The sequence below is a fragment of the Shinella sp. CPCC 101442 genome (genome assembly GCF_024704725.1).
Lineage (GTDB): Bacteria > Pseudomonadota > Alphaproteobacteria > Rhizobiales > Rhizobiaceae > Shinella.
Map to the genome: position 1 here is coordinate 1 of NZ_JALIQS010000003.1, position 23,780 is coordinate 23,780.

Here is a 23,780-nt window from a genome sequence, read left to right on the forward strand (position 1 = left end):
TATCGGTTAGGACGCCAGGTTTTCATCCTGGAAAGAGGGGTTCGACTCCCCTAGGGCGTGCCAGCTTTCCCCTTGCTAAAAAAACAGCGTTCTCAAGTTCGGTAGATGCGCTCGTTCGGTACAGAGCTGTCGCTGGTCGATCGCTTTCGCGGCCTATCATGCTCCTGTTTCCAGCATTTCGCGGACTTAAAAAAACGGCCCCATCTTTCGATGGAGCCATTTGCTTTTTTATCAATTTGACCGTCGTAACGGACAATACGCTTCCGAGTGCGCTCGTTTACAGGATGAAGTCTCCCTTAACGAGGTTCACGCGGTCGTCGAGATGCAATACGAAGTCGGCTTTGCCGTCGCCGTTCCTGTCACCATAGATATACGTATCCGACGCGCCCTTGACGAAGCGAAGCTCGCCAGCCTTGTCGTGGAAGCCCTGCGTTCCGATGAAGGTGAAAGCCTGGTTATCGCCAGCCTTCGTGTTCGCGTCGATCGCCGACAGGTTGATCCGGTCTCCCTGGCCGTGCGAAAAGTCGAAGATCGTATCCGTCGCACTCTTCGACTTTGAGAGATCCCCGACCGACTTGAAGACGAAAATATCCTTTCCAGCGCCACCGTAGAGATCATCCTCTCCGACACCGCCGGTGAGCGTATCGTTGCCTTTACCGCCTGAAAGTTTGTTGTCACCGGTGTTGCCGATAAGCTTGTCTGCAAACCCGGAACCGGCCAGATTTTCGATCGAGCTATAGGTGTCGCCCTTCGCTTCGCCGGCATTGCTGGATGCCTTTGCAAGGCTCGCGGTGACACCCTTGGTGGCGCCGGTATAGGAGGCTGTATCCGTACCGCTCCCCCCGATCAGCTTGTCGGCCCCGCCGCCGCCGGTGAGCGTGTCGTTGCCCTTGCCGCCGTTCAGCGTGTTGGCGGAACTGTTGCCGGTAAGCTTGTCGGAGAAGTTGGAACCGGTCAGATTTTCGATCGAGCTGTAGGTGTCGCCGTCTGCATCCCGCGTGTTGCCGGAAGGTTTCGCAAGGCTTGCGGTGATTGCCTTCGTGGCATTCGAATAGGACGCGGTGTCCACACCGCTTCCACCGATAAGACTGTCGGCCCCGCCGCGACCGGTGAGCGTGTCGTTGCCCTTGCCGCCGTTCAGCGTGTTGGCGGAACTGTTGCCGATCAATTTGTCAGCGAATGCGGACCCGGTCAGGTTTTCGATCGACACATAGACGTCGCCTGCCGCGTCCCCGGTATTGGAAGAGGGATTGACAAGGCTGGCGATAACGCCGGCGGTCGCATTCGAATAGGACGCAGTATCCCTGCCTTCGCCGCCATTCAGACGGTCGGCTCCCTTGCCGCCGATTAGTTTATCATTGCCATCGAGACCCTTGATATGATCCGCACCGTCCGTCCCCAACAGCGTGTTGTTGCCGTCATCCCCCTGGATGATGTCGTCAAGCGTGGAATTGGTGATCTGCAAATCGAAGGAAACGGTCGTGGAACCGCCACGCCCGTCTGTTGCCGTCACCTCGAACGTTCTTGTGGGAGAGCCGCCCGAAAACGCATCGAAGTCGATGTTCGCACCGGACTTCAGCACCAGTTGGTTACCGACCCGCGTGAACAGTGCGTTGCCGGTGGCATCGAGCGTAAATGTGACGGGATCACCGTCCGCGTCCGTCGCGCTGAGGGTTCCCACAACCGTACCCGCGGTTGCATTCTCGGCCAGCGCCCCAGACTGGTCGAAATTCACGCTGGAAGGGTCAACGTTGACAAGCGTGCCGGCCGTACGCGTCTGATCGGAGAAGATGAAATTCTCCACCGAAACAACGGTGTCGGTTCCATCGAAGCTCGCGCCCCGCTCGTCCTCGATCGTGAAGCCGCCTGGTGTCGCTACGATCGTGTAGTCCGAACGCTTTCCGGAGAGGATGAGCGTATCGTCGTCATCGCCGCCGTTGAAGCTGTCGTCGTTGGCGCTTGCGATGAATGTATCGTTGCCGCCACGGCCTTGGACCGTATCCCGGCCAAGGCCGCCGTCGATCCGGTTGGCGGAGTTGTTGCCGAGCAGCGTATCGCCACGACGGCTGCCGACCACATTTTCGATGCTGATGTAGCTGTCACCTGCTGCGTCCCCGAGGTTGGTGACGGCATTGATGAGATCGACCTTCACGCGACCCACGGCACTTGCATAGGATGCCGTGTCCAGCCCGGCGCCGCCGTTCAGGGCATCGCCGCCACCACCGCCATCGAGCGTATCGTTGCCCGCATCACCCTTCAGGTTATCGTCTCCGGCGCGACCATAGAACGTATTGTCTTTGCCGTTACCGATGATGACGTTCACACCGGAGGAGCCGATGACATTCTCGAAATTATGAAGTGTGTCTCCCCCGGCCTGACCGGTGGCGAGGTTGACATCGGCATCGACCACGAACGGGCTCAATTCATAGGTATCGGAGCCATCCTTGCCATCGAACGTGTCGTTGCCGCCAATGCTCAGGAAACGATCGTCGAAGTTACCGTCAGCGGCCGAAATATCATCGTCCCCAAATGAATCGATAACCCAGACGGTCTCGACATTGCTGATCTGCGTATCGAGTTCGGGGAGGTTCTGAACCTCGCCGAGCCGGAGCTCGAAATTCACGCCGGACCCGTTGCCCTCGAAGTCGAGGACAACCGTATCAATACCGTCTCCGCCATCGATAATCGTGTCGTGCAGGGCGGAAACAATTGTCGAGGTTTTCTCGTAGATCGCCGCAAGACCGTTTACGTAATCGATGGGAGCCTGACCGCTACGCATGAATTCGGCGAAATAGTTGGTGGAGACGATAAAGTCGTTGCCCTTCCCGCCCTGCAAATTGTCGGCCCCGTCGCCGCCGAACACAAAGTCGTTACCCTCGCCGCCGTCGAGCACATCGTCGCCATCGCCGCCATAGAAACGATCGTCGTTGATACCACCGGTATAGTTGTCGTTCCCGGCGCCGCCCCGAACCCAGAAGGCCTCGATACCCGAGACGTTGGTGGTTCCGTTCGGCAGCTTGAATGTGCCGCCCGCAACAAACGAGGCGGTCAATGGCGACGCGCTAAAGGAAAGATCGATGACCGCCGTATCGAAGCCGTCTCCGCCGCTGATCGAAAGATCAATGCCGGCATCGGTCGTCTGGGTCACGTTGAAAACGTCGTACCATTCGTCTTGAAGAAACTGACGATCAAGCTCATCGCCGATAGCCGACCCAAACCCCGCGAAATTCCGCACATAGTTGGAATCGTAGTAGTTATTGTCTGCGTAGAACAGGAAATCGTCGCCCGCCTCCCCACTCAGGGTATCATTGCCGGACTCACCCGCAAGAAAATCGTCTCCAAGACCACCCTTGAGCTTATCATTTCCGTTGTAGCCGAAATAAATGTCTGTTCCGCTCGTGCCGAACAACTCTTCAGGCGAGTTCAGCCCGGAGGTGATGTCATTGTCCGGCGAGACGTTGGAATTCTTCAGGATCGTGTAAACTTTTGCCATTTTCTGTTCTCCCGTTGCGGGCGAAATCAGTTGGACAGAATATTTGGCATCCGTTCGCCCTTTCACACCAGTGCACAATATTAAGTGCGTCAGTGTGAAGGTCGCCTAGAAATAACCAAAAAAATCCAAAGTTTGCCCGTCTTCAATATAATATATCCCGGAGAATATTCTTATACAGCAGAACCTGAAAGTCCATAGGCCAGCGAGACCCCTGATTGTATTTTTTAAGCAAAGGTAAACGCAGTTGCCCGGTGACCATGGGAACGACGGCGGCTAAAACGCCTTTGCGGCATCCAGCATGCGGAATTGTATGCGCCGGCTGCCCTGCCAGCTGTCCGCCGAAAGCGTGCCGGCGATGTGTGCGGCCTGGCCGCGCTCCTTCATCAGGAAGGTACCGAGATCCGCATCCGCGGCGCGGAAGGCCATGGCATCGAGGCGACCACCATCGGGGCCTTCCAGGCTGACCCTCAGGTGATTGACGCCGACGGGGCGCACGTCGCGAATGCGGTGCGCCGGCAGCGCGAAGATCGGCTGCGGATGGCCGGAGCCGTAGGGGCCGGCATGTTCGAGCTGGTCGGCAAGCGCCAGCGTCGCCCCCGTGGCGCTGAGGGCCCCATCGATTTTCAGCGTCTCCACGGCCACGAGATCGCGCACCGTGCGCTCCGCCTTCTCCTCGAAGAAACCGCGCAGGCGGCCGAGTTTTTCCCGTTCCACCGTCAGACCGGCCGCCATGGCGTGGCCACCGCCCTTGACCAGAATGCCCTCGTCCACGGCGGCGCGCACCATTCTGCCCATGTCGAAACCGCTGATCGAGCGCCCGGAACCGGTGCCCTTGCCCGAGGGGTCGAAGGCGATGGCGAAGGCCGGGCGGCGAAAACGATCTTTCAGGCGGGAGGCGAGCAGGCCGACCACGCCGGGATGCCAGCCCTCGCGCGCCGTCAGAATGACGGAAGCACCCTCGCCCGTGCCGTATTCCGCCTGCGCCTCGGCCTCGGCTTCGGCCAGCATCGCGGCCTCCATGGCCTGGCGCTCCCGGTTGAGCTCATCAAGCTGTTTTGCAATGCGCTCCGCTTCGCCCGGCTCGTCGATGGTCAGGAGCCGGCTGCCGAGCGCCGCATCGCCGATGCGCCCACCGGCATTGATGCGCGGCCCGACGAGGAAGCCGAGATGGTAGGGTGTCACCGGTCCACCGATGCCCGCCTGCTTCAGCAGCGCCGTCAGCCCGGCATTGCCGAGATGGCGCGCGGCGACAAGGCCCTTCACCACATAGGCGCGGTTCAACCCCTTCAGCGGAACGACGTCACAGACCGTGGACAAGGCCACGAGGTCGAGCATGGAAAGCAGGTCGAGGGTTTTCGCCCGCGCATCGCCGCGCTCCCGCAGCAGCCGCTGCAGCGCCACCAGCACGAGGAAGACGACGCCGGCAGCCGAAAGATGCCCCTGCCCCGATAGATCGTCCTCGCGGTTGGGATTGACCAGCGCATGAGCCGGCGGCAGGTTCTCGCCGACCTGGTGATGATCGATGACGACGACATCGATGCCGCGTTCGCGGGCGACGGCGAGCGATTCATGGCTCGTCGAGCCGCAATCGACCGTGACGATCAGCTGCGCACCGCGATCGATGAGCTGGCCGATGGCATTCGGATTCGGCCCGTAGCCCTCGAAAATGCGGTCGGGAATGTAGATTTCCGCTTCGACGCCAAAATGCGCGAGGAAGCGGTAAAGCAGCGCCGAGGACGACGCACCGTCAACGTCATAGTCGCCGAAAATCGCCACGCGCTCGCGCCGCTCGACGGCACGCGCCAGCCGCTCCGTCGCGGCCTCGCAGTCCATCAGGCTGTAAGGCTCCGGCATCAGCCGGCGCAGCGTCGGGTCGAGGAATTCCAGCGCGGTGTCGAAGGGGACGCCGCGACCGGCCAACACGCGCGAAATCAGATCCGGCAGGCCATGGTTCTGGCTCATCGCCAGCGCCCGGTTCTCACCCGCCTGGTCGAGCCGCGCCACCCAGCGCTGCCCGGTGGCCGAACGCTCGACACCGAGAAAGGCGCGGCTGACGGGGTCTGCGTTTTCCAACATGCTCATGGCCGCTCCTGACGGGCCTTAAAAGACCAGTGCCCGCTCTCCAGCGCAAGACCGGAGGCGGGCACGGGATTTTTCGACAGGATGAGGCCGATCAAGCTGTCTTCGGACGCTCGATGCGGATCACCTGCGGTTCGCCGACCAGATAACCCTCGCCCTTCACGGAGGCGACGGCCTTGCGGACGGAATCCTCCATCGTCGCGTGCGTGACGAGGATGATGGTCTTCGGATCGGTCGATTCGGTGGTTGACTGCGCACGCTGCACGATCGATTCGAGCGAAATGCCATTTTCCGCCATATGCTTGGCGATGCTGGCGAAGACACCCGTGCGGTCTTCCACCGAGAGGCGGATGAAGTAGCCGCCGTGATGCTTGCGGATTTGCGCGCGCTTGTAGGGCTGCAACGCGGCCGCCGGGCGACCGAGCACCGGCACGGTCTGCGCGCCCGGACGGCTCTTCGCGATATCGGCGATATCGCCCAGCACGGCCGAAGCCGTCGCATTGCCGCCGGCTCCGGGGCCGACCATCAGCAGCTCGCCGAGAATGTCCGATTCGATCGCCACCGCATTCGTCACGCCATCGACCTGCGCGATCACGCTGTCGAGTGGCACCATGGTCGGGTGCACGCGCTGTTCGACGCCGGTATCGGTCTTCTGCGCCACGCCGAGCAGCTTGATGCGGTAGCCGAGATCGGCGGCGGCGCGGATATCGTCGATGGAAATGTTGGTGATCCCTTCGAGATAGATGTCATCGGCCGAAATCTTCGTGCCGAAGGCCAGCGTCGTCAGGATCGACAGTTTGTGTGCGGTATCGTTGCCCTCGATGTCGAAGGCCGGGTCGGCTTCGGCATAACCGAGGCGCTGGGCTTCCTTCAGGCAGGCCTCGAAGGACAGCCCCTCCTTCTCCATCTTGGTCAGGATGTAGTTGCAGGTCCCGTTCATGATGCCGTAGACGCGGGAAATCGTGTTGCCCGTCAGCGATTCACGCAGCGCCTTGATGACGGGAATGCCCCCGGCAACCGCCGCCTCATAATTGAGAATGCAGCCGTTCTTTTCCGCAATGACGGCAAGCTCGACGCCGTGGGCGGCAAGCAGCGCCTTGTTGGCGGTCACGACATGCACGCCGCGCGACAGCGCCGCCTTCACGGCGGAATAGGCCGGATCGCCGGCCCCGCCCATCAGTTCCACGAAAACGTCGATCTTCGCGTCACCCGCCAGCGCAACCGCGTCATCGAACCATTCGGCCGACGACAGATCGACGCCGCGATCACGGCCCTTCGTGCGGGCTGTAACCGCCACGATCTCGATTGGCCGTCCGCACGTCGTCGTGAGCATATCCCTGCGTTCGACGAGAATTTTCGCGAGCGAGGCACCAACGGTTCCCAAGCCCGCAATGCCGATCTTCAGGGCATCAGCCATGGTCATGTCCTATGTTTGGAAGAAGGCCCTCCGCTGGAAACGCGGAGGGCGGATGGTTTTAACGATGGGCGTTCAGCGAGATGACGTTGTGCATCGTCTCGTCGGCCGTGGAAAGGAACTTCTTGATATTGCGCGCCGCCTGGCGGATGCGGTGCTCGTTTTCAACGAGCGCGAGGCGGACGTAATCGTCGCCCATTTCGCCGAAGCCGATGCCGGGGGCGACCGCCACGTCTGCCTTCTCGACGAGCAGCTTGGAAAACTCCAGCGAGCCGAGGTGGCGGAACTTTTCCGGGATCTTTGCCCATGCGAACATGGTGGCCGCCGGCGGCGGAACCTCGAAACCGGCCTTGCCGAACGTGTCGACCATGACGTCGCGGCGGCGCTTGTAGACATTGCGCACTTCCGCGATGTCGGAGCCGTCGCCGTTCAGCGCATGGGTCGCCGCCACCTGGATCGGCGTGAAGGCGCCGTAGTCGAGATAGGATTTCACGCGCGTCAGCGCGGCGATCAGGCGCTCGTTGCCGACGGCAAAGCCCATGCGCCAGCCGGGCATGGAGAAGGTTTTGGACATGGAGGTGAATTCCACCGCCACGTCGATTGCGCCGGGCACTTCCAGAACGGACGGCGGCGGCGCGTTGTCGTCGAAGTAGATTTCAGAATAGGCAAGGTCGGACAGCACGATGATGTCGTGCTTCTTCGCGAATGCGATGACGTCCTTGTAGAAATCGAGCGTCGCGACATGCGCCGTCGGGTTCGACGGATAGTTGATGATCAGCGCGAGCGGCTTCGGGATCGAGTGGCGCACGGCGCGCTCGAGCGGCGGGAAGAAGCTCTCGTCCGGCTCGACCGACATGGAGCGGATCACGCCGCCCGCCATCAGGAAGCCGAAGGCGTGGATCGGATAGGTCGGGTTCGGGCACAGGATGACGTCGCCGGGCGCGGTGATCGCCTGCGCCATGTTGGCGAAGCCTTCCTTGGAGCCCAGTGTCGCGACGACCTGTGTCTCCGGGTTCAGCTTCACGCCGAAGCGGCGGGCATAATAGGCGGCCTGGGCGCGGCGCAGGCCCGGGATGCCCTTCGACGAGGAATAACGGTGCGTGCGCGGGTCCTGGACCACTTCGCAGAGCTTGTCGACGATCGCCTTGGGCGTCGGCAGATCGGGGTTGCCCATGCCAAGGTCGATGATATCGGCACCACCCGCTCGCGCGCTTGCTTTCAAACGGTTGACCTGTTCGAAAACATACGGCGGCAGACGCCGGACCTTGTGAAACTCTTCCATCTTTAACCCCGTTAGGCGCAGAGCCCCTTCGGCAGCTCTGCCGCAGGGCGCGAAACTCCACGCGAATCAAGTCCTCGATTAAGGGCGAAAGCGTTCAAAATGAAGGCGCTCCGCCCGTACCGGCGGCCATTGGCCGCCTTCCGCTTTGCTGCCAAACGGCAAGAAAGGCAAGCGCTAATTCGTCTTCTGGATTTGCGATAGCGTCTGCTGGCCGTGACCGTCGCGCAAGGCCTGCAATTCGGCAAGCTGACGGCGGTATTCGGCTTCCGAGATCGCGCCAGAGCTGCGGCGATTCGACAGCGATGTCAGACGGGCGCTGATGGCGGAGGCTTCCTCGTCACCCATCTGCTGCGTCTCGGCGCTCACGATGGCGGTGATGTCGGGATAGGCATCGGAGCGGTTCGCGCCGGCATTCACCGTGGATGCCGTCTGCGTCGACGTGGCGGCGCAGGATGCAAAAACCGCCGGCATGGCGGCCATGAGTAGGACGGCGCTCAAGCGCCTGATTTCGAACGCCATGTGGCTGTATGCTCCTGTCGAAACGACCGGTTCCGGATATTGCCGGGAAAGGCTGTCAGGCCCTTGTAATCTGTTTCGTAGAGAATGTAAAAATACAAAAGGGACAATAAAATCGGGAGGTAGAGATGGCCGAGGACAGCAAAGCGGGCGAACGCGATGCAACGGCGGACAAGCCCGGTTTTCAGGCTTTCGACCCTGCAGTTATCGAGCCCTACATCGTCAAGGACCCGGAAGCGCTGACGGTCAACATGGCGCGCACCGTCGAACAGCTCGGCAAGGCCGCCTCCGCCTGGCTGGCACCGCGCGAAAACGGCGAGAAGGTCGATACCGCCGCCGAGCCAATGATCGACATGGTCAAGACGCTTTCGAAAGTCTCCGAATACTGGCTGGCCGACCCGCGCCGCACGCTTGAAGCCCAGACCATGCTGCTCGGCAGCTATTTCAACATCTGGTCGCGCACGCTGAACAAGCTCGGCGGCCAGGAGGTCGAGGCCGCCCCCGATCCGCACGCCAAGGACAAGCGCTTTGCCGACGAGGACTGGGTGAAGAACCCGTTCTTCGATTTCCTGCGGCAGGCCTATTTCGTGACCTCCGACTGGGCCGAAAAGCTCGTGGCCGATGCCGACGGGCTCGACGAGCACACGCGCCACAAGGCCGGCTTCTATGTGAAGCAGATCGCCAGCGCGATCTCGCCGAGCAATTTCGTCACCACCAACCCGCAGCTCTACCGTGAGACCGTCGCCTCGAACGGCGCGAACCTCGTGCGCGGCATGAAGATGCTGGCGGAGGACATCGCCGCCGGCAAGGGCGACCTGAAGCTGCGCCAGACCGACACCAGCAAGTTCGCCATCGGCGAGAACATGGCGCTGACGCCGGGCAAGGTGCTTGCGCAGAGCGACGTCTGCCAGGTCCTCCAGTATGACGCGACAACGGACAAGGTGCTGAAACGCCCGCTCCTCATTTGCCCGCCCTGGATCAACAAATTCTACATTCTCGACCTCAACCCCGCGAAATCCTTCATCAAATGGGCGGTCGACCAGGGCCACACGGTCTTCGTCATCTCCTGGGTGAACCCGGACGAGCGCCATGCCGACAAGGACTGGGAGTCCTATGCCCGCGAAGGCATCGGCTTCGCGCTCGACACGATCAAGCAGGCGACGGGCGAAGAAGAGGTCAACGCCATCGGCTATTGCGTCGGCGGAACGCTGCTGGCCGCCACCCTCGCCCTGCACGGCCAGGAGGGCGATAAGCGCATCCGCACCGCGACGCTCTTCACCACGCAGGTCGATTTCACCTTTGCCGGTGACCTCAAGGTCTTTGCCGACGAGGACCAGATCGACGTCATCGAGCGCGGCATGAAGGCGACAGGCTATCTCGACGGTTCGAAGATGGCGACCGCCTTCAACATGTTGCGCGCCTCCGAACTGATCTGGCCCTATTTCGTCAACAACTACCTGAAGGGCCAGGATCCCATGCCCTTCGACCTGCTCTACTGGAATTCAGACTCCACACGAATGCCCGCCGCCAACCATTCGTTTTACCTGAGGAATTGTTATCTGAAAAACACTCTCACAAAGGGTGAGATGAAGCTTGCCGGCAAGACGCTGTCGCTGAAGGACGTGAAGATCCCGATCTACAATCTCGCTACCAAGGAAGACCATATCGCACCGGCGAAATCGGTCTTCGTCGGCAGCAAGTTCTTCGGTGGTAAGGTCACCTATGTCATGGCTGGCTCCGGCCATATTGCAGGCGTCGTCAACCCGCCGGACAAGAAGAAGTACCAGTACTGGACCGGCGGCCCGGTGAAGGGCGAGTTCGAGGACTGGGCGGCGAAGGCAACGGAAACCGCCGGCTCCTGGTGGCCGAACTGGCACGAGTGGATCAAGGCCGAGGACGACCGCATGGTGCCCGCCCGCAAGACCGGCGGCACGATGAACTCCATCGAGGAAGCCCCCGGCTCCTATGTGCGCGTGCGTGCCTGAGCGGACATGAAATTCGATCCGCCGCTCGTCTCCGGCACCCTCGTGCAGCGCTACAAGCGCTTCCTGTTCGACGCCATTCTCGACGATGGCTCGGCGATCACCGGCTCCTGCCCCAATACGGGCTCGATGCGCGGACTGACCACGCCGGGCTCGCGCATCTGGATGTCGACAAGCGACAGCCCGACACGCAAGCACCGCCACCGCCTCGAACTGGTCGAGGCCGACGACACGGTGGTCGGCATCAATACCGGCCTGCCGAACCGGCTGGCGGAAGAAGCCATCCTCGCCGGCCTCGTTGCCGACCTCGGCACCTATTCGGTGGTGGAACGGGAGAAGAAATACGGCCGCAATTCCCGCATCGACATTCTTCTGTCCGGCGACACCCGTCCGCCTGTCTATGTCGAGGTCAAGAACGTGCATTTTCGGCGCACGCCCGATCTCGCCGAGTTCCCTGATACGGTGACCGAGCGGGGCGCAAAACATCTGGAGGAACTCGGAGACATGGCGGAAGCCGGTTTTCGCGCCGTCATGCTCTATCTGATCCAGCGCGAGGATTGCGACCGATTCCGCATCTGCGCCGATCTCGACCCCGCCTATGCGCGGGGGTTCCAACGCGCGATGGACCGCGGCGTCGAGGCCTATGCGGTGAAATGCGCCGTTACTTCGAAGCAAATCCGGCCTGTGGCCTCGATCACCATGGACGAACCCGGTGCCGCTGATTTATGACGGTCAGGAAAGACTAGCGAAAGTTCGACCATGGTGACCTATATCGACGCGACCTCCGCGCCGCTGAAGAACACGGGCGTCATCCGCCTCTACGACGCAGACGCCTTCGACGGCATGCGCAAGGCCTGCCAGCTGACGGCGCGCTGCCTCGATGCGCTCTACCCGCTGGTGAAGCCGGGCGTCGCGACCGATGTCATAGACCGCTTCGTCTTCGAATTCGGCATGGATCACGGCGCCCTGCCCGCCACGCTGAACTATCGCGGCTACACGAAGTCGAGCTGCACCTCGATCAACCACGTCGTCTGTCACGGCATCCCCAATGACAAGCCGCTGCGCGACGGCGATGTCGTCAATATCGACGTCACATTCATCCTCGACGGCTGGCATGGCGATTCGAGCCGCATGTATCCCGTGGGCGAAGTGAAGCGCGCCGCCGAGCGCCTGCTCGAAGTCACCCATGAATGCCTGATGCGCGGCATCGCCGCGGTCAGGCCCGGTGCGCGCACCGGCGCCATCGGCGAAGCCATCCAGACCTACGCGGAAGCCGAACGCTGCTCGGTCGTGCGCGACTTCTGCGGCCACGGCGTCGGCCGGCTCTTCCACGACGCGCCGAACATCCTGCATTACGGCCGCGCCAATGAAGGGCCGGAAATGAAGGAAGGCATGATCTTCACCATCGAGCCGATGATCAATCTCGGCCGCCCGCATGTGAAGGTGCTCGCCGACGGCTGGACCGCCGTCACCCGCGACCGCTCGCTCTCCGCGCAGTATGAGCACACGGTCGGCGTCACCGCCGATGGCTGCGAGATTTTCACGCTATCGCCCGGCGGCCTCGACCGTCCCGGCCTTCCCGCATAGGCCGCCCATGACGGGATCGCGCGGACGGACGGACAAATCTTCCTCCTCCACGATGGAGGACGCCGCGCCGCCCGCCGACGATCTCTTCGACGAGGCCGACGAGCGCGGCCATTTCTTCGAGCGCCCGGCCCGCACGTCTTCCGCAAAAGCTGTTCCAGCTCCGGAAGACAAACACTATCACGGCCACCGCGACCGTCTGCGCACCCGATTCCGCGATGCCGGCGACACCGCCCTTGCCGACTACGAAATCCTCGAACTCCTGCTCTTTCGCCTCATTCCCCGCCGCGACACCAAGCCGGTGGCAAAGGCCCTGCTCGACCGCTTCGGCACGCTTTCCGGTGTCTTCGGCGCGACGCCCGCCCTCCTGCAGGAGGTGAAGGGTATCGGTGAAGCCGTCGCGCTGGATCTGAAACTCATCTCCGCCGTCGCGCAGCGCACGCTGAAAAGCGAGATCCGCAACAAGACGGTGCTCGCCTCCTGGTCTTCGGTCATTCAATATTGCCACGCGGTCATGGCGCATGAACCGCGCGAACAGTTCCGCATTCTCTTCCTCGACAAGCGCAACGCCCTGATCGCGGACGAGGTGCAGGGGCGCGGCACGGTGGACCATACGCCGGTCTACCCGCGCGAGGTGGTGCGCCGCGCGCTGGAGCTCTCCTCCACGGCGATCATCCTTGTCCACAATCATCCTTCCGGTGATCCTACCCCGTCGCGGGCGGATATCGACATGACGAAGACGATCGTGGAGACCGCCCGTCCACTTGGCATTACGGTGCATGACCACATCATCATCGGCAAGGATGGGCATGCCAGCCTCAAGGGACTGAGACTTATGTGAAATCCCGAAATCGGATGATCGAACCTTCATCCGATTGAAACGGTTTGCTGCCACATTCGGTTGACGAAATTTGCTCGGCGAAGACAATTGCTGCAACGCAATATGATTCTTTCCGCACAGGACTGGGGCCATCTCACATGCAGGAATACGATCTCGTTGTCGTGGGCAGCGGCCCCGCAGGCCGCCGCGGCGCTATCCAGGCCGCCAAGCTCGGACGCAAGGTTCTCGTGGTGGAACAGGGAAAACGTGTCGGCGGCGTCTCCGTCCACACCGGTACGATCCCGTCCAAGACGCTGCGCGAAACCGCGCTCAACCTTTCCGGCTGGCGCGAACGCGGCTTTTACGGCCGCGCCTACCGCGTGAAGCAGGAAATCAGCGCCGACGATCTGCGCCGCCGCCTGCTCATCACGCTCGACCATGAAGTGGAAGTGCTGGAACACCAGTTCGCCCGCAACCGCGTGCAACACATTCGCGGTAAGGCGAAGTTCGTGACGCCGGATACGATGGAGATCATGAAGGACGATGGCGAGGCTATCCATGTGCAGGCGAAAAGCATCATGCTCGCCGTCGGCACGAAGCCTTATCGCCCGGAAAACATCCCCTTCGATGGCATCAGCGTGCTCGATAGCGACGAACTGCTCGACATCAAGGAACTGCCGCGCTCCATGGCCGTCATCGGCGCCGGCGTCATCGGCATCGAATACGCCACGATCTTCTCCGCACTCGACACCCAGGTCACGGTCATCGATCCCAAGGCGACCATCCTCGATTTCATCGACAAAGAGATTATCGAGGAGTTCGTCCACGATCTGCGCGACCGCAACATGAAGCTGATCCTCGGCCAGAAGGCCGATAAGGTGGAAAAACTCGAAAACGGCAAATGCGAGATCACGCTGGACAACGGCCGCCACGTCACCTGCGACATGGTGCTCTACGCTGCCGGCCGCGTCGGCGCGACGGATAGCCTGAACCTTGCCGCCGCCGGCCTTACGGCCGATTCGCGCGGCCGCCTCAGCGTGAACCCGGAAACCTTCCAGACGGACGTGCCGCATATCTACGCCGCCGGCGATGTCGTCGGTTTCCCGGCGCTCGCCTCCACCTCGATGGAACAGGGCCGCATCGCCGCCCGCGTCGCCGTCGGCGCTATTGCCAAGGAGCCGCCCAAATATTTCCCCTACGGCATCTACGCCGTGCCGGAAATCTCCACCTGCGGCCTCACCGAGGAAGAGGTGAAGGAACGCGGCATTCCCTATGAATGCGGTATGGCGCGTTTTCGCGAAACCTCGCGCGGCCACATCATGGGCCTCAATTCCGGCCTGCTGAAGATGATCTTCTCGCTGAAGACCCGCCGCCTGCTCGGCGTGCACATCGTCGGCGAAGGTGCCACGGAACTGGTCCATATCGGCCAGGCCGTGCTGAACCTGAAGGGCACCGTCGAGTATTTCGTCGAAAACACCTTCAACTATCCCACACTCGCCGAAGCCTACAAGATCGCCGGCCTCGACGCGTGGAACCGCATGGGCGATCTGTCGCAGACGGGTTGACCGGCCTGCCGGTCTCGGCCCGTTCGCGTTAGCGCGCACACTTCCGCAACGGCTTCTGGCCGTTGCCGGACGTGCATGGAGGAAGCGGCACACATGAAAATCCTGTCGCTGAACGTCTGGGGCGGCATGCTGCACGCGCCGCTTCTCGACTATCTCGCCGAAGCCGACGCCGACATCTACTGCCTGCAGGAAGTCCCGCGCGCCGTCGCCGCCCGTTCGCAATGGCTGACCTATCGCGATGGCGCGGTCGAACTTCAGCAGCGCGCCAATCTCTATCGCGAAATCGCTGACGTCCTACCCGGTCACGATGGGTTCTTCGCCCCGACCGCGCGCGGCGAACTGGCGGATGGCGACGTCCCCTGCCACCAGGAATTCGGCCTCGCCACCTTCATCCGCCAGGATATTGCCGTCATCGGCCAGGCGCTCGACTTTGTACACGGCAGCTTCTCCCCGCACGGCTTCGGCACCCATCCCCGCGCCCGCAACGCGCATGCCTTTCGCCTCTACGACTATGAGGCTGACCGCGCCGTCTGCGTCGTGCAGTTCCATGGTCTGCGCGAACTCGACGGCAAGGGCGATACGCCCAACCGCACTGCGCAGGCCGAAGCCCTTATTGCGCTTATCGACCGATTGCATCGGGAAGACGAAGGCCTGATCGTCTGCGGAGACTTCAACGTGCTACCCGATAGCAGCACTTTCAAAGCTCTCGATCGCCTCGGCCTGACGGACCTCGTCACCGCGCGCGGCTTCAGCGACACGCGCACGTCGCTCTACACCAAGCCGGGCCGCTATGCGGACTACATGCTGGTAAACGATGCCGTGCGAATCGTGGATTTCACCGTCGTGGAAACGCCCGAAGTTTCCGACCACCGGCCGTTGCTGTTGACGATTGCCTGACCGGCATCGAATGCCTAGCCGGCCTTCGGCCGCGTCATCGCAAAGACATCCGCCCCGCCATCGGCGTAATCCATATAGCCCATGCGCCCCAGCGGCCGGGCGACGGCCATGTCGATCATGCCGCCACGAAGCACGTCCGGGCTGATGTGGATGCCGACCACCTGTCCGAACACGACCCAGTTGTCCGACTCGCGTCCGTCGATATCGACCGGCCGCAATATCTGCGTCATCCGGCATTCGAGCGCCGCGTAGGCTTCACCCACATAGGGCGCATCGACAAGCCGCCCGGTCACGGGCGTCAGCCCGGCGATTTCGAACTCGTCGACACCGCGCGGCACGACGATGGAGCTGGCATTCATCTGCTCCGCCAGATGCCGGCTCGCCAGGGAGCAGGTGAAGACGCCGGTCTCCTCGATATTCGTCACGCTGTCCTTGTGCCCGCTGGAGGAGAACATCACCAGCTTCGGCGTATCGCTCACCGCATTGAAGAACGAATAGGGCGAGAGATTGCGCCGCCCGTCCGCCGCCTTCGTGCCGATCCAGCCGATCGGGCGCGGGGCGACGATAGCCTTGAAGGGATCGTGCTTCAGGCCGTGGACATTTGTTTCCGTCTCATAGAACCGCGCGTCAGGCGTCATCGCCCACCCATGTGACGATTTCGGAAAGCTCTGGTCGCGGCCGTTCGGTCGGCGGCACGGTGGGTGTGCCGATATGGATGAAACCGGCGACCTTTTCTCCCTTGGCAACGCCGAGGATGGGATAGGCGCGCTGGTCGAAAGCATACCATTCCGTCAGCCAGTTCGAGGCAAAGCCGTGCGCATTCGCCGCCATGACGAGATTGAGGCAAACGGCGCCGGCTGACATGACCTGCTCCCATTCGGGAACTTTGAGATGCGGGGCGGCCCGGCTGACGACGGCGACGACGACGGGTGCGCGCGTCAGCCGCGTGTTCTCCACCTTCACCATCTCATCCGAAAGATCGGGCTTGTCGCCCATCGCGATGACCGCCAGTTCTTCGCTGATGCGGCGGCGCTCTTCGCCGCGATAGACGATGAAGCGCCAGGGGGCCAGCTTGCCGTGGTCGGGCACGCGCGAGGCGAGCGTCAGCATTTCCTCCACCTCGCCTTTCGAGGGGCCGGGCCCGCTCATCTGGAAGGCAGGGATCGACCGGCGGGTCGAAAGATAATCGATCAGCTTGATTTCGGTTTTCATCGGGAGGGAGTTCCAATATCGTGGCCGGCGGGCGGCCTTGAAAATGCCATTAGACGCGTCTTCAAGTGGCCCCACACAGTCAGGAAGTCAACCATATCCATGCGCATGCCCCTCCATCCCGTCGTCGTGGTGAGCCTCACCGTCGCGAGCCTTGCCGCGTCGTTCGTTCCGGTGCGCGCGCAGGATGCGGTCGAGAGCTTTTCGCAGATCACCACGCCGCCGCTGAAGGGCAGCAAGCTCAATTCGTTCAACCCCATCGTGACAGGCGAAGCGACGCCGAGCAATCTGCGCGACATTTCCTGCGAGGCGCTGCTCACCAAGGATGGCAGCCCCATGCAGCACGGCCTGACCTGGCGCGTCTTCTCGCCGATCCCGGGTGCCGACGGCAAGCTGCCGCTGCTGGCGACCTCCGAGGGCGGCACGGCCGCCTTCCAGCTCGTTCCCGGCGAATATTTCGTCAATGTCGCCTTCGGCCGCGCGGGCGCGACGAAGAAGCTCGTCGTTCCCGATAGCGGCGACGTCGACAAGCAGGTCATGGTGCTCGATGCCGGCGGCATCATGCTGAACGCCGTCTCCGGCTCGGACGTACGCATTCCGCCGAAGGAACTGAGCTTTGCCATCTACGCCGCCGAAGTGCGCGAGGATGGCGAGCGCAACATGGTCGTCGACGACGTGAAGCCGAACTCCGTCGTGCGCCTCAATGCCGGCACCTATCACGTCGTGTCCGACTACGGCACGGTCAATGCCGTCATCCGCGCCGATATCCAGGTCGAAGCCGGAAAACTGACGCGCGCCACCATCCAGCACCGCGCCGCCAAGCTCACCTTGAAGCTCGTCGCAGAAGCCGGTGGCGAGGCGATCGCCGATACGGCCTGGTCGATCCTGACCTCCTCGGGCGACACCGTCTCCGAAAGCGTCGGCGCCTTCCCGACGGTCGTGCTCGCCGAAGGCAGCTACATTGCCGTCGCCCGCAACAAGAACAAGATCTACCAGCGCGATTTCAACGTGCAGGCCGGCGCCAACACGGATGTCGAGGTGCTCCTGGACGAAAAGGCGAGCGAGCAGAAGGCCGCCGCCGAGGATGTCGTCGACTAACCGGCGCGCCGCAGAAACGGTTTCGGCCGCGGCGCCATCGCGAAGACGGCCTCATAGAGCCGCGCCGTCAGCGTCTTGCGATCGCCCGAATCGAGTTCCGCCCAGGACAGCACGCCGCCGATGCGCGCCGCGATCGTCGAGCCGGAGAGACGGCGGAATTCGCGGATGAGCAGCGACAGCCGCAGCGTCAGCGACACCTTGCTGGCGAGATGGAAAAGCCGCCCGTTCTGCCCCTCGAAATAGACCGGGATGACATTGGCCTGCGCCGCCTGGATGAGTTTTGCCGGAAACATCTTCCACGGCAGGTCTTCCGCGCGGCCGAATACCTTCTTCGCCGTCGCCACGCCGCCCGCCGGAAACACGATCACCGTCGTACCCTCTTTCAAAAGCCGCACGGCTTCCGCCCGGGTCTTCATGTTGAGCGCAAGCGCCTCCTTCGTCTCCTCGAAGGAGACCGGCAGCGCATAGGGCTGCATTTCCGGCACTTTCAGCAGATCGTTATGGATCATCACCTTGAACGGCCGCCCGAGCTGCTCGGCCAGCGCCAGCACCGCGATGCCGTCGCCGATTCCGAAAGGATGGTTCGCAACGATGACCACAGGCCCCTCCGGCAGGTCCGGCGGCGGCCAGGCGCCCTGCACGCTCAGGCGCACATTGATCAGCTCCAGCATGTCGCCGAAGACGCGCGCGCTGGTGCCGACGATGGAGTGGCGCCAGGTATCGTAAATCCGCGCATAGCGGTTACGCCCGGCCAGACCTTCCATGGAGCGGATGAACCATCGTTTGAGGCGCGGATCGTTCTCGTTGGCGTAGGACAGTTCCTTGAACCGCACGGTATTCCCCAAAAAAAATGATCCCGCACAGATAGCACGGGATCATGAAGGTTTTCAGACAGGTTTTGCGTCCATCACGCCTTACCGAGCTTGCGCTTGACATCCGGCGGCGTGGCTTCGAGCGACAGCGAGGCGATGGCTTCTTCCAGCGACATCGGCGTCTGGTTCTGCGAACCGAGGCGGCGGATGTTAACGGTGCGCTCCTCCGCCTCCCGCTTGCCGCAGACGACGATGACCGGAACCTTGGTCACCGAATGCTCGCGGACCTTGTAGTTGATCTTCTCGTTGCGGAAGTCGGTCTCGACGACCAGACCGGCATCGCGCAGCAGTTCCGCCACCTCGCGGCCATAGTCGTCCGCCTCAGAGGTGATGGTTGCCACCACCACCTGCATCGGCGCGATCCACAGCGGCATGTGCCCGGCAAAGTTCTCGATGAGAATGCCGAGGAACCGTTCCATCGAGCCGCAGATGGCGCGGTGGATCATCACCGGCTGCTTCTTGTCGGAGTTCTGGTCGATATAGAAGGCGCCGAAGCGTTCCGGCAGGTTGAAGTCGACCTGCGTGGTGCCGCACTGCCATTCGCGGCCGATGGCGTCCTTCAGCGTGTATTCGAATTTCGGCCCGTAGAACGCACCCTCGCCCGGCAGGATGCCGGTCTTGATGCGCCCACCGGACTGCGCCTCGATCTGCTTCAGCACATCCATCATGACGCTTTCCGCCCGGTCCCACAGCGCATCGGAACCGACGCGCTTTTCCGGACGGGTCGAAAGCTTCACGACGACCTCGTCGAACCCGAAGTCCTTGTAGACCGAGAGGATGAGGTCGTTGATGCGCAGGCATTCCGCCGCCATCTGCTCGTCGGTGCAGAAGACATGCGCATCGTCCTGCGTGAAACCGCGCACACGCATCAGCCCGTGCAGCGCGCCGGAAGGTTCATAGCGATGCACATTGCCAAATTCTGCAAGGCGAACAGGCAGTTCGCGATAGGACTTCAAGCCATGCTTGAAGATCTGCACATGGCCCGGGCAGTTCATCGGCTTCAGCGCGAAGACGCGCTCGTCGTCGGTCTCGTCACCGGCAACGGTCACCTTGAACATGTTGTCGCGGTACCAACCCCAGTGGCCAGACGTTTCCCACAGCGACTTGTCGAGCACCTGCGGCGCGTTCACCTCTTCATAGGTGCCGGAAAGACGACGGCGCATATAGGCGACGAGCGTCTGGAACATGCGCCAGCCCTTGCCGTGCCAGAACACGACGCCGGGACCCTCCTCCTGGAAATGGAACAGGTCCATTTCGCGGCCGAGGCGACGGTGGTCGCGCTTCTCGGCCTCCGCGAGGATGTGCAGGTAGCTGTCGAGCTCCTCCTGCGTGCGCCAGGCGGTGCCGTAGATGCGCGTCAGCATCGGATTGTTGCTGTCGCCACGCCAATAGGCGCCCGCCACCTTCATCAGCTTGAAGGCCGTGCCGATCTGGCCGGTCGCGGCCATGTGCGGACCACGACACAGGTCGAACCAGTCGCCCTGGTAATAGATTTTCAGGTCCTGCCCCGCCGGGATCGCATCGACCAGCTCGACCTTGTAGGCCTCGCCCTTGGCGGCAAAGACTTCCTTCGCCTTGTCGCGCGACCAGATTTCCCGGGTAAACGGCTTGTTGCGCTGAATGATCTCCTTCATGCGCTTTTCGATCTTCGGCAGATCGTCCGGCGTGAAGGGTTCGTTCTTGGCAAAGTCGTAATAGAAGCCGTTGTCGATGACCGGACCGATGGTCACCTGCGTGCCGGGCCAAAGCTCCTGCACGGCCTCGGCCATCACATGCGCGGCATCGTGCCGGATCAGCTCCAGCGCACGATCGTCCTCGCGCGTGACAATCTCGATCCGCCCGTTGGAAACGGTCTCGGAGAGATCGCGCAGCTCGCCATCGAGCGCAATCGCAATCGCCTTCTTGGCCAAGGACTTGGAAATCGCCTCGGCGACATCACGGCCCGTCGAGCCCGCGGGATATTCGCGGACGGAGCCATCGGGAAAAGTCAGGGAAACAGGTGCAGACATCAAAAATCTCCTATCCAGTCCCGCCAACGAATGCGGGTGGTATGCGAGGGTAATAGCCGGAGAGCCGGCGCGTGCGTCGCGCGGTATACGGGGATTTTTGGGGGATTGAAAGGGGTGGTCGGGCACGGGATCAATGTGTTCGTGTAATCCCGCATTCTTTAATCCAGGCATACGGAACAACATTCACCGCGGTGTTCGGCTCCACCTCAAACAAGATCATGTGACTATAACTCCAGATATAGGGCACGCAGTCTTTTAGAACGGCGGCATGAACCTCGAACTGAGGCTCGTCGAACACTCGCCGAAGAGACCAGAAGAATGATCGCTGCATTTGCCTGTCCGGGCTAAACCGGACGATCGTCTCGTTTCTTCGCCAATCAGCGTAAGTACCGATCGAAAACACGTTCAACAGCATGCAGAGCGCCACAAACACAGGCCAACGAAAGCTGCCGGCGCTGGGAGGAATGACGCGAAAAGCGATCAACACCGAAAGCGCAATCGAGAAAATTAGCGCGTAACCACCGCCTTCGGTACCGAGCGGGCTTCCGAATAAACCGAGAATACCAATCGGCGTCAGAAGACTTCCCGTCGTTGTCAGCGCGACGAGACAATAGACGACGATGCAAAGGAGAAACGATACAAACTGAGGAGCAGTCATATAGCCCTGATTGCCGACAGCTTCGAAAGCACTTCCGACACGTTACGGCCCATCAAGTGTGCGGGGTATTCGCGGACGGAGCCATCGGGGAAAGTCAGGGAAACAGGTGCAGACATTCAAAAATCTCCTATCCAGTCCCGCCAACGAATGCGGGTGGTGTGCGAGAGGAAGTGGCCGGATGCGCCGGCGCGTTGCGGTGGGAGGTATACGGGGATTTTGGGGGATTGGAAGAGTCATCTTCTTAGTGTCATCACCACTCGCCCGATAAAATATCACCCAAAGCGATATTCGATTTAACTCTCACCGCCACGCGAGTTATATCTGGCTCGTGATGATTACTCATATACTGAACCCGACAACATGTGGGACCTAGAGTCCTGTGGGGATCGTAGATCCCCGAATTAAATCCGTTGTCTGGCAGGGCCGGCAGCCACTCGCTGCACCCTCCGGGCTCGGGTGCAGCATGTTCAAGGTCAAACGTCGCTGAACAGAATCCTGTTTCTACGGGCACCAGTAATTCTGCTGGTGGAAACATGGAGAAATCGAATGAGTGATAAAGATCATCACCAGCGACGGCGTCGCGAATTGAGTATGGTATTGATCTTCAAGGTCATTACCGCATTGGGTCAGGCAGTTTTTTATCTTGCCCGCCTTTGGTTCTGGATGACAGACCGACAATAAGCGACGACCTTGAAATAGCTTCAGGAGAAAAACCATGAAGAACCGTCGCCCTATGATTAACGATGCACTTCGGTTGCTTCGCCTGTATCTCGGTCTTTCGCAAAAAGAACTATCAACTGCACTTAACGTCTCTCAATCAATGATCTAAGAGGTGGAAAGCGGCGCAAAATCTGTCTCCATGGAACTCTTGGAACGCTACAGTGAGAAATTCGACGTGCGAATGTCGCAGCTTTTGTTTTTTGCGGAAGAGCTAGATGGCCAGCCAATAAAGACCAGAGGGAAGCTCATTGTCGCTAGTCATGTTCTGTCGTTGCTAGAAAAATTATCACCAAAAAAAATAGTCAATGCTTCGTAGATTTAAACGAAACAATACTGAGCGATATGAGCTGGCGAGGTCCCCTCTTGGGCAGCACCCCACGCAACGCGACATTGGTGCGTTATTGGGTGAGACTAGGGACGATCTTCGCCGGCTCGTCGACTACAAAGAGCAGTTCGTTGTTCGACGCATTGTGAAAATTGGAAAAAAACAAAAAGTTCGCGATCTGCGCTATCCAGTCTCGAGACTCCGGCGTGTTCATGAACGGCTTAAATTTCATCTGAACAAAATTAAGCAACCCAGTTACCTCTTTAACCCGAGAAAGAAACGAGGGCAGCGCGACAATGCTGCTCATCACCTTGATCAAAAGCAATATTTAACCATTGACTTGAAACAATTCTATCCGTCAACGACGTCAGAAATGGTGAAGCATTGGTTCAGAAGCGAACTGGGGATGTACGAAGATGTAGCAGGTCTTCTTACTCACCTTTGTACAATTGATGGTCGCGTATCTCTCGGCTCCCCCGTCACGCCGGTTTTGTGCTCGCTTGTTCATCGCGCGATGTTCGATGAAATTGCAAACCTCTGTGATCAACACAATCTTCGCTATTCTGTCTGGGTTGACGATCTAACAATCTCTGGAGAGTTTGTGCCCGGTATAGTCGTTGCGGAGATTAGGGAAATCATCCGTCATGCCTGCTTGAAATCTCATAAAATCAGATACCGGACAGGTAACAGGCCAGTTTTTGTTACCGGGGTTGGCGTAGTTGGCGCAAAATTAGCTGCGCCAAACACGCTCAATCTAAAAATCAAAGAACTGTGGGAAAATCTCCATAGCGCTGAGACGCTTACCGAGAAAGATTCTTGCATTCAGGCTTTGCTAACCAACCTTGGAACCGTGCGATACATCGTAGGTTATGAATCCCTGATTGGTCAAAAGGCATCGAATCAAATGAACATGCTGCGTCAGAAGCGAGCAAAGCTTTACCGCCTTGACGCTCAAAAAACCAAACTGCGTCGGCACAATTTAGCTGAGGACGTTTCAACATCGTTGGATGCGCCTTTTGACTTGTAAGCCGGGCCTTCCTAATCTTGTTGCACGCCAATTTTCCCCACCCCCAAAACCTGCCATATCCTGATCATCCTTCCGCCGCCGGACGGATCCCGTAACGTGTCGATGCAGGCGGGAGGAGGCGCTTTCGTTTCCTGCCGAAACGTACGGCAGGGGCGAAAGAGGCGTGGAGCGCCGTGATGACCCAAGGCCTTTTCCCGTGTCTTACGAGATCGGGCCGGCGGGAGTTGCGG

18 protein-coding genes are annotated in these 23,780 nt (G+C 60.8%); 8 read left to right on the plus strand and 10 right to left on the minus strand.

The window, feature by feature from the left end:
- Positions 1–277: 277 nt before the first annotated feature.
- From MUO32_RS10640 to MUO32_RS10660, 5 genes are all read right to left on the minus strand, one after another.
- Positions 278–3,493, minus strand: coding sequence for a hypothetical protein (locus MUO32_RS10640; protein ID WP_257948254.1), 3,216 nt, complete (start codon positions 3,491–3,493; stop codon positions 278–280).
- A gap of 273 nt (positions 3,494–3,766) precedes the next feature.
- Positions 3,767–5,569, minus strand: coding sequence for a single-stranded-DNA-specific exonuclease RecJ (gene recJ, locus MUO32_RS10645; protein ID WP_374708658.1), 1,803 nt, complete (start codon positions 5,567–5,569; stop codon positions 3,767–3,769).
- Positions 5,570–5,666: 97 nt separating this feature from the next.
- The gene (locus MUO32_RS10650) at positions 5,667–6,989 is read right to left on the minus strand and encodes a homoserine dehydrogenase (protein ID WP_257948256.1); all 1,323 of its coding nucleotides are present in this window, start codon (positions 6,987–6,989) and stop codon (positions 5,667–5,669) included.
- Positions 6,990–7,047: 58 nt separating this feature from the next.
- The gene (locus MUO32_RS10655) at positions 7,048–8,268 is read right to left on the minus strand and encodes an LL-diaminopimelate aminotransferase (RefSeq protein ID WP_257948257.1); all 1,221 of its coding nucleotides are present in this window, start codon (positions 8,266–8,268) and stop codon (positions 7,048–7,050) included.
- Positions 8,269–8,442: 174 nt separating this feature from the next.
- Complete coding sequence (locus MUO32_RS10660; protein ID WP_257948258.1) at positions 8,443–8,787, minus strand: SHOCT domain-containing protein; 345 nt, start codon at positions 8,785–8,787, stop codon at positions 8,443–8,445.
- Between the two features lie 125 nt (positions 8,788–8,912).
- Here MUO32_RS10660 and MUO32_RS10665 point away from each other — a divergent pair, with 125 nt between their 5' ends.
- The 6 genes from MUO32_RS10665 to MUO32_RS10690 all read left to right on the plus strand — a co-directional run bounded on the left by MUO32_RS10665 (position 8,913) and on the right by MUO32_RS10690 (position 15,632).
- On the plus strand, positions 8,913–10,769 hold the full coding sequence (locus MUO32_RS10665) for an alpha/beta hydrolase (RefSeq protein WP_257948259.1): 1,857 nt from the start codon (positions 8,913–8,915) through the stop codon (positions 10,767–10,769).
- Between the two features lie 6 nt (positions 10,770–10,775).
- A complete protein-coding gene (sfsA, locus tag MUO32_RS10670; protein WP_257948260.1) occupies positions 10,776–11,495 on the plus strand; it encodes a DNA/RNA nuclease SfsA in 720 nt (239 codons plus the stop codon).
- A 30-nt stretch (positions 11,496–11,525) separates the two neighbouring features.
- Entirely contained in the window at positions 11,526–12,353 is an 828-nt protein-coding gene (gene map, locus MUO32_RS10675) for a type I methionyl aminopeptidase (RefSeq protein ID WP_257948261.1), read from the plus strand.
- 52 nt (positions 12,354–12,405) lie between these two features.
- A complete protein-coding gene (gene radC, locus MUO32_RS10680) occupies positions 12,406–13,191 on the plus strand; it encodes a DNA repair protein RadC (protein ID WP_257949198.1) in 786 nt (261 codons plus the stop codon).
- A gap of 137 nt (positions 13,192–13,328) precedes the next feature.
- Entirely contained in the window at positions 13,329–14,735 is a 1,407-nt protein-coding gene (sthA, locus tag MUO32_RS10685) for a Si-specific NAD(P)(+) transhydrogenase (RefSeq protein WP_257948262.1), read from the plus strand.
- A 93-nt stretch (positions 14,736–14,828) separates the two neighbouring features.
- Complete coding sequence (locus tag MUO32_RS10690; RefSeq protein WP_257948263.1) at positions 14,829–15,632, plus strand: endonuclease/exonuclease/phosphatase family protein; 804 nt, start codon at positions 14,829–14,831, stop codon at positions 15,630–15,632.
- Positions 15,633–15,646: 14 nt separating this feature from the next.
- On the opposite strand, the gene MUO32_RS10695 is transcribed toward MUO32_RS10690, so the two are convergent.
- A complete protein-coding gene (locus tag MUO32_RS10695; RefSeq protein WP_257948264.1) occupies positions 15,647–16,270 on the minus strand; it encodes a flavin reductase family protein in 624 nt (207 codons plus the stop codon).
- Positions 16,260–16,844, minus strand: coding sequence for a nitroreductase (locus MUO32_RS10700; RefSeq protein ID WP_257948265.1), 585 nt, complete (start codon positions 16,842–16,844; stop codon positions 16,260–16,262). The genes MUO32_RS10695 and MUO32_RS10700 overlap by 11 nt, the downstream gene beginning before the upstream one ends.
- A 105-nt stretch (positions 16,845–16,949) precedes the next feature.
- Here MUO32_RS10700 and MUO32_RS10705 point away from each other — a divergent pair, with 105 nt between their 5' ends.
- Positions 16,950–17,939: a hypothetical protein gene (locus MUO32_RS10705; RefSeq protein WP_374708659.1), complete on the plus strand. Its 990-nt coding sequence runs from the start codon at positions 16,950–16,952 to the stop codon at positions 17,937–17,939.
- On the opposite strand, the gene MUO32_RS10710 is transcribed toward MUO32_RS10705, so the two are convergent.
- The 3 genes from MUO32_RS10710 to MUO32_RS10720 form a co-directional block, all read right to left on the minus strand.
- Complete coding sequence (locus MUO32_RS10710) at positions 17,936–18,772, minus strand: lysophospholipid acyltransferase family protein (RefSeq protein WP_257948268.1); 837 nt, start codon at positions 18,770–18,772, stop codon at positions 17,936–17,938. The genes MUO32_RS10705 and MUO32_RS10710 overlap by 4 nt on opposite strands.
- Before the next feature lie 74 nt (positions 18,773–18,846).
- Positions 18,847–20,820 carry a threonine--tRNA ligase gene (gene thrS / locus MUO32_RS10715; RefSeq protein ID WP_257948269.1) on the minus strand — a complete coding sequence of 658 codons (1,974 nt, stop codon included), beginning with the start codon at positions 20,818–20,820 and terminating at the stop codon, positions 18,847–18,849.
- A gap of 130 nt (positions 20,821–20,950) precedes the next feature.
- Complete coding sequence (locus MUO32_RS10720; RefSeq protein WP_257948270.1) at positions 20,951–21,478, minus strand: hypothetical protein; 528 nt, start codon at positions 21,476–21,478, stop codon at positions 20,951–20,953.
- Between the two features lie 1,025 nt (positions 21,479–22,503).
- Here MUO32_RS10720 and MUO32_RS10725 point away from each other — a divergent pair.
- Complete coding sequence (locus MUO32_RS10725; RefSeq protein ID WP_257948271.1) at positions 22,504–23,550, plus strand: reverse transcriptase family protein; 1,047 nt, start codon at positions 22,504–22,506, stop codon at positions 23,548–23,550.
- The last annotated feature ends 230 nt before the right edge of the window (positions 23,551–23,780 follow it).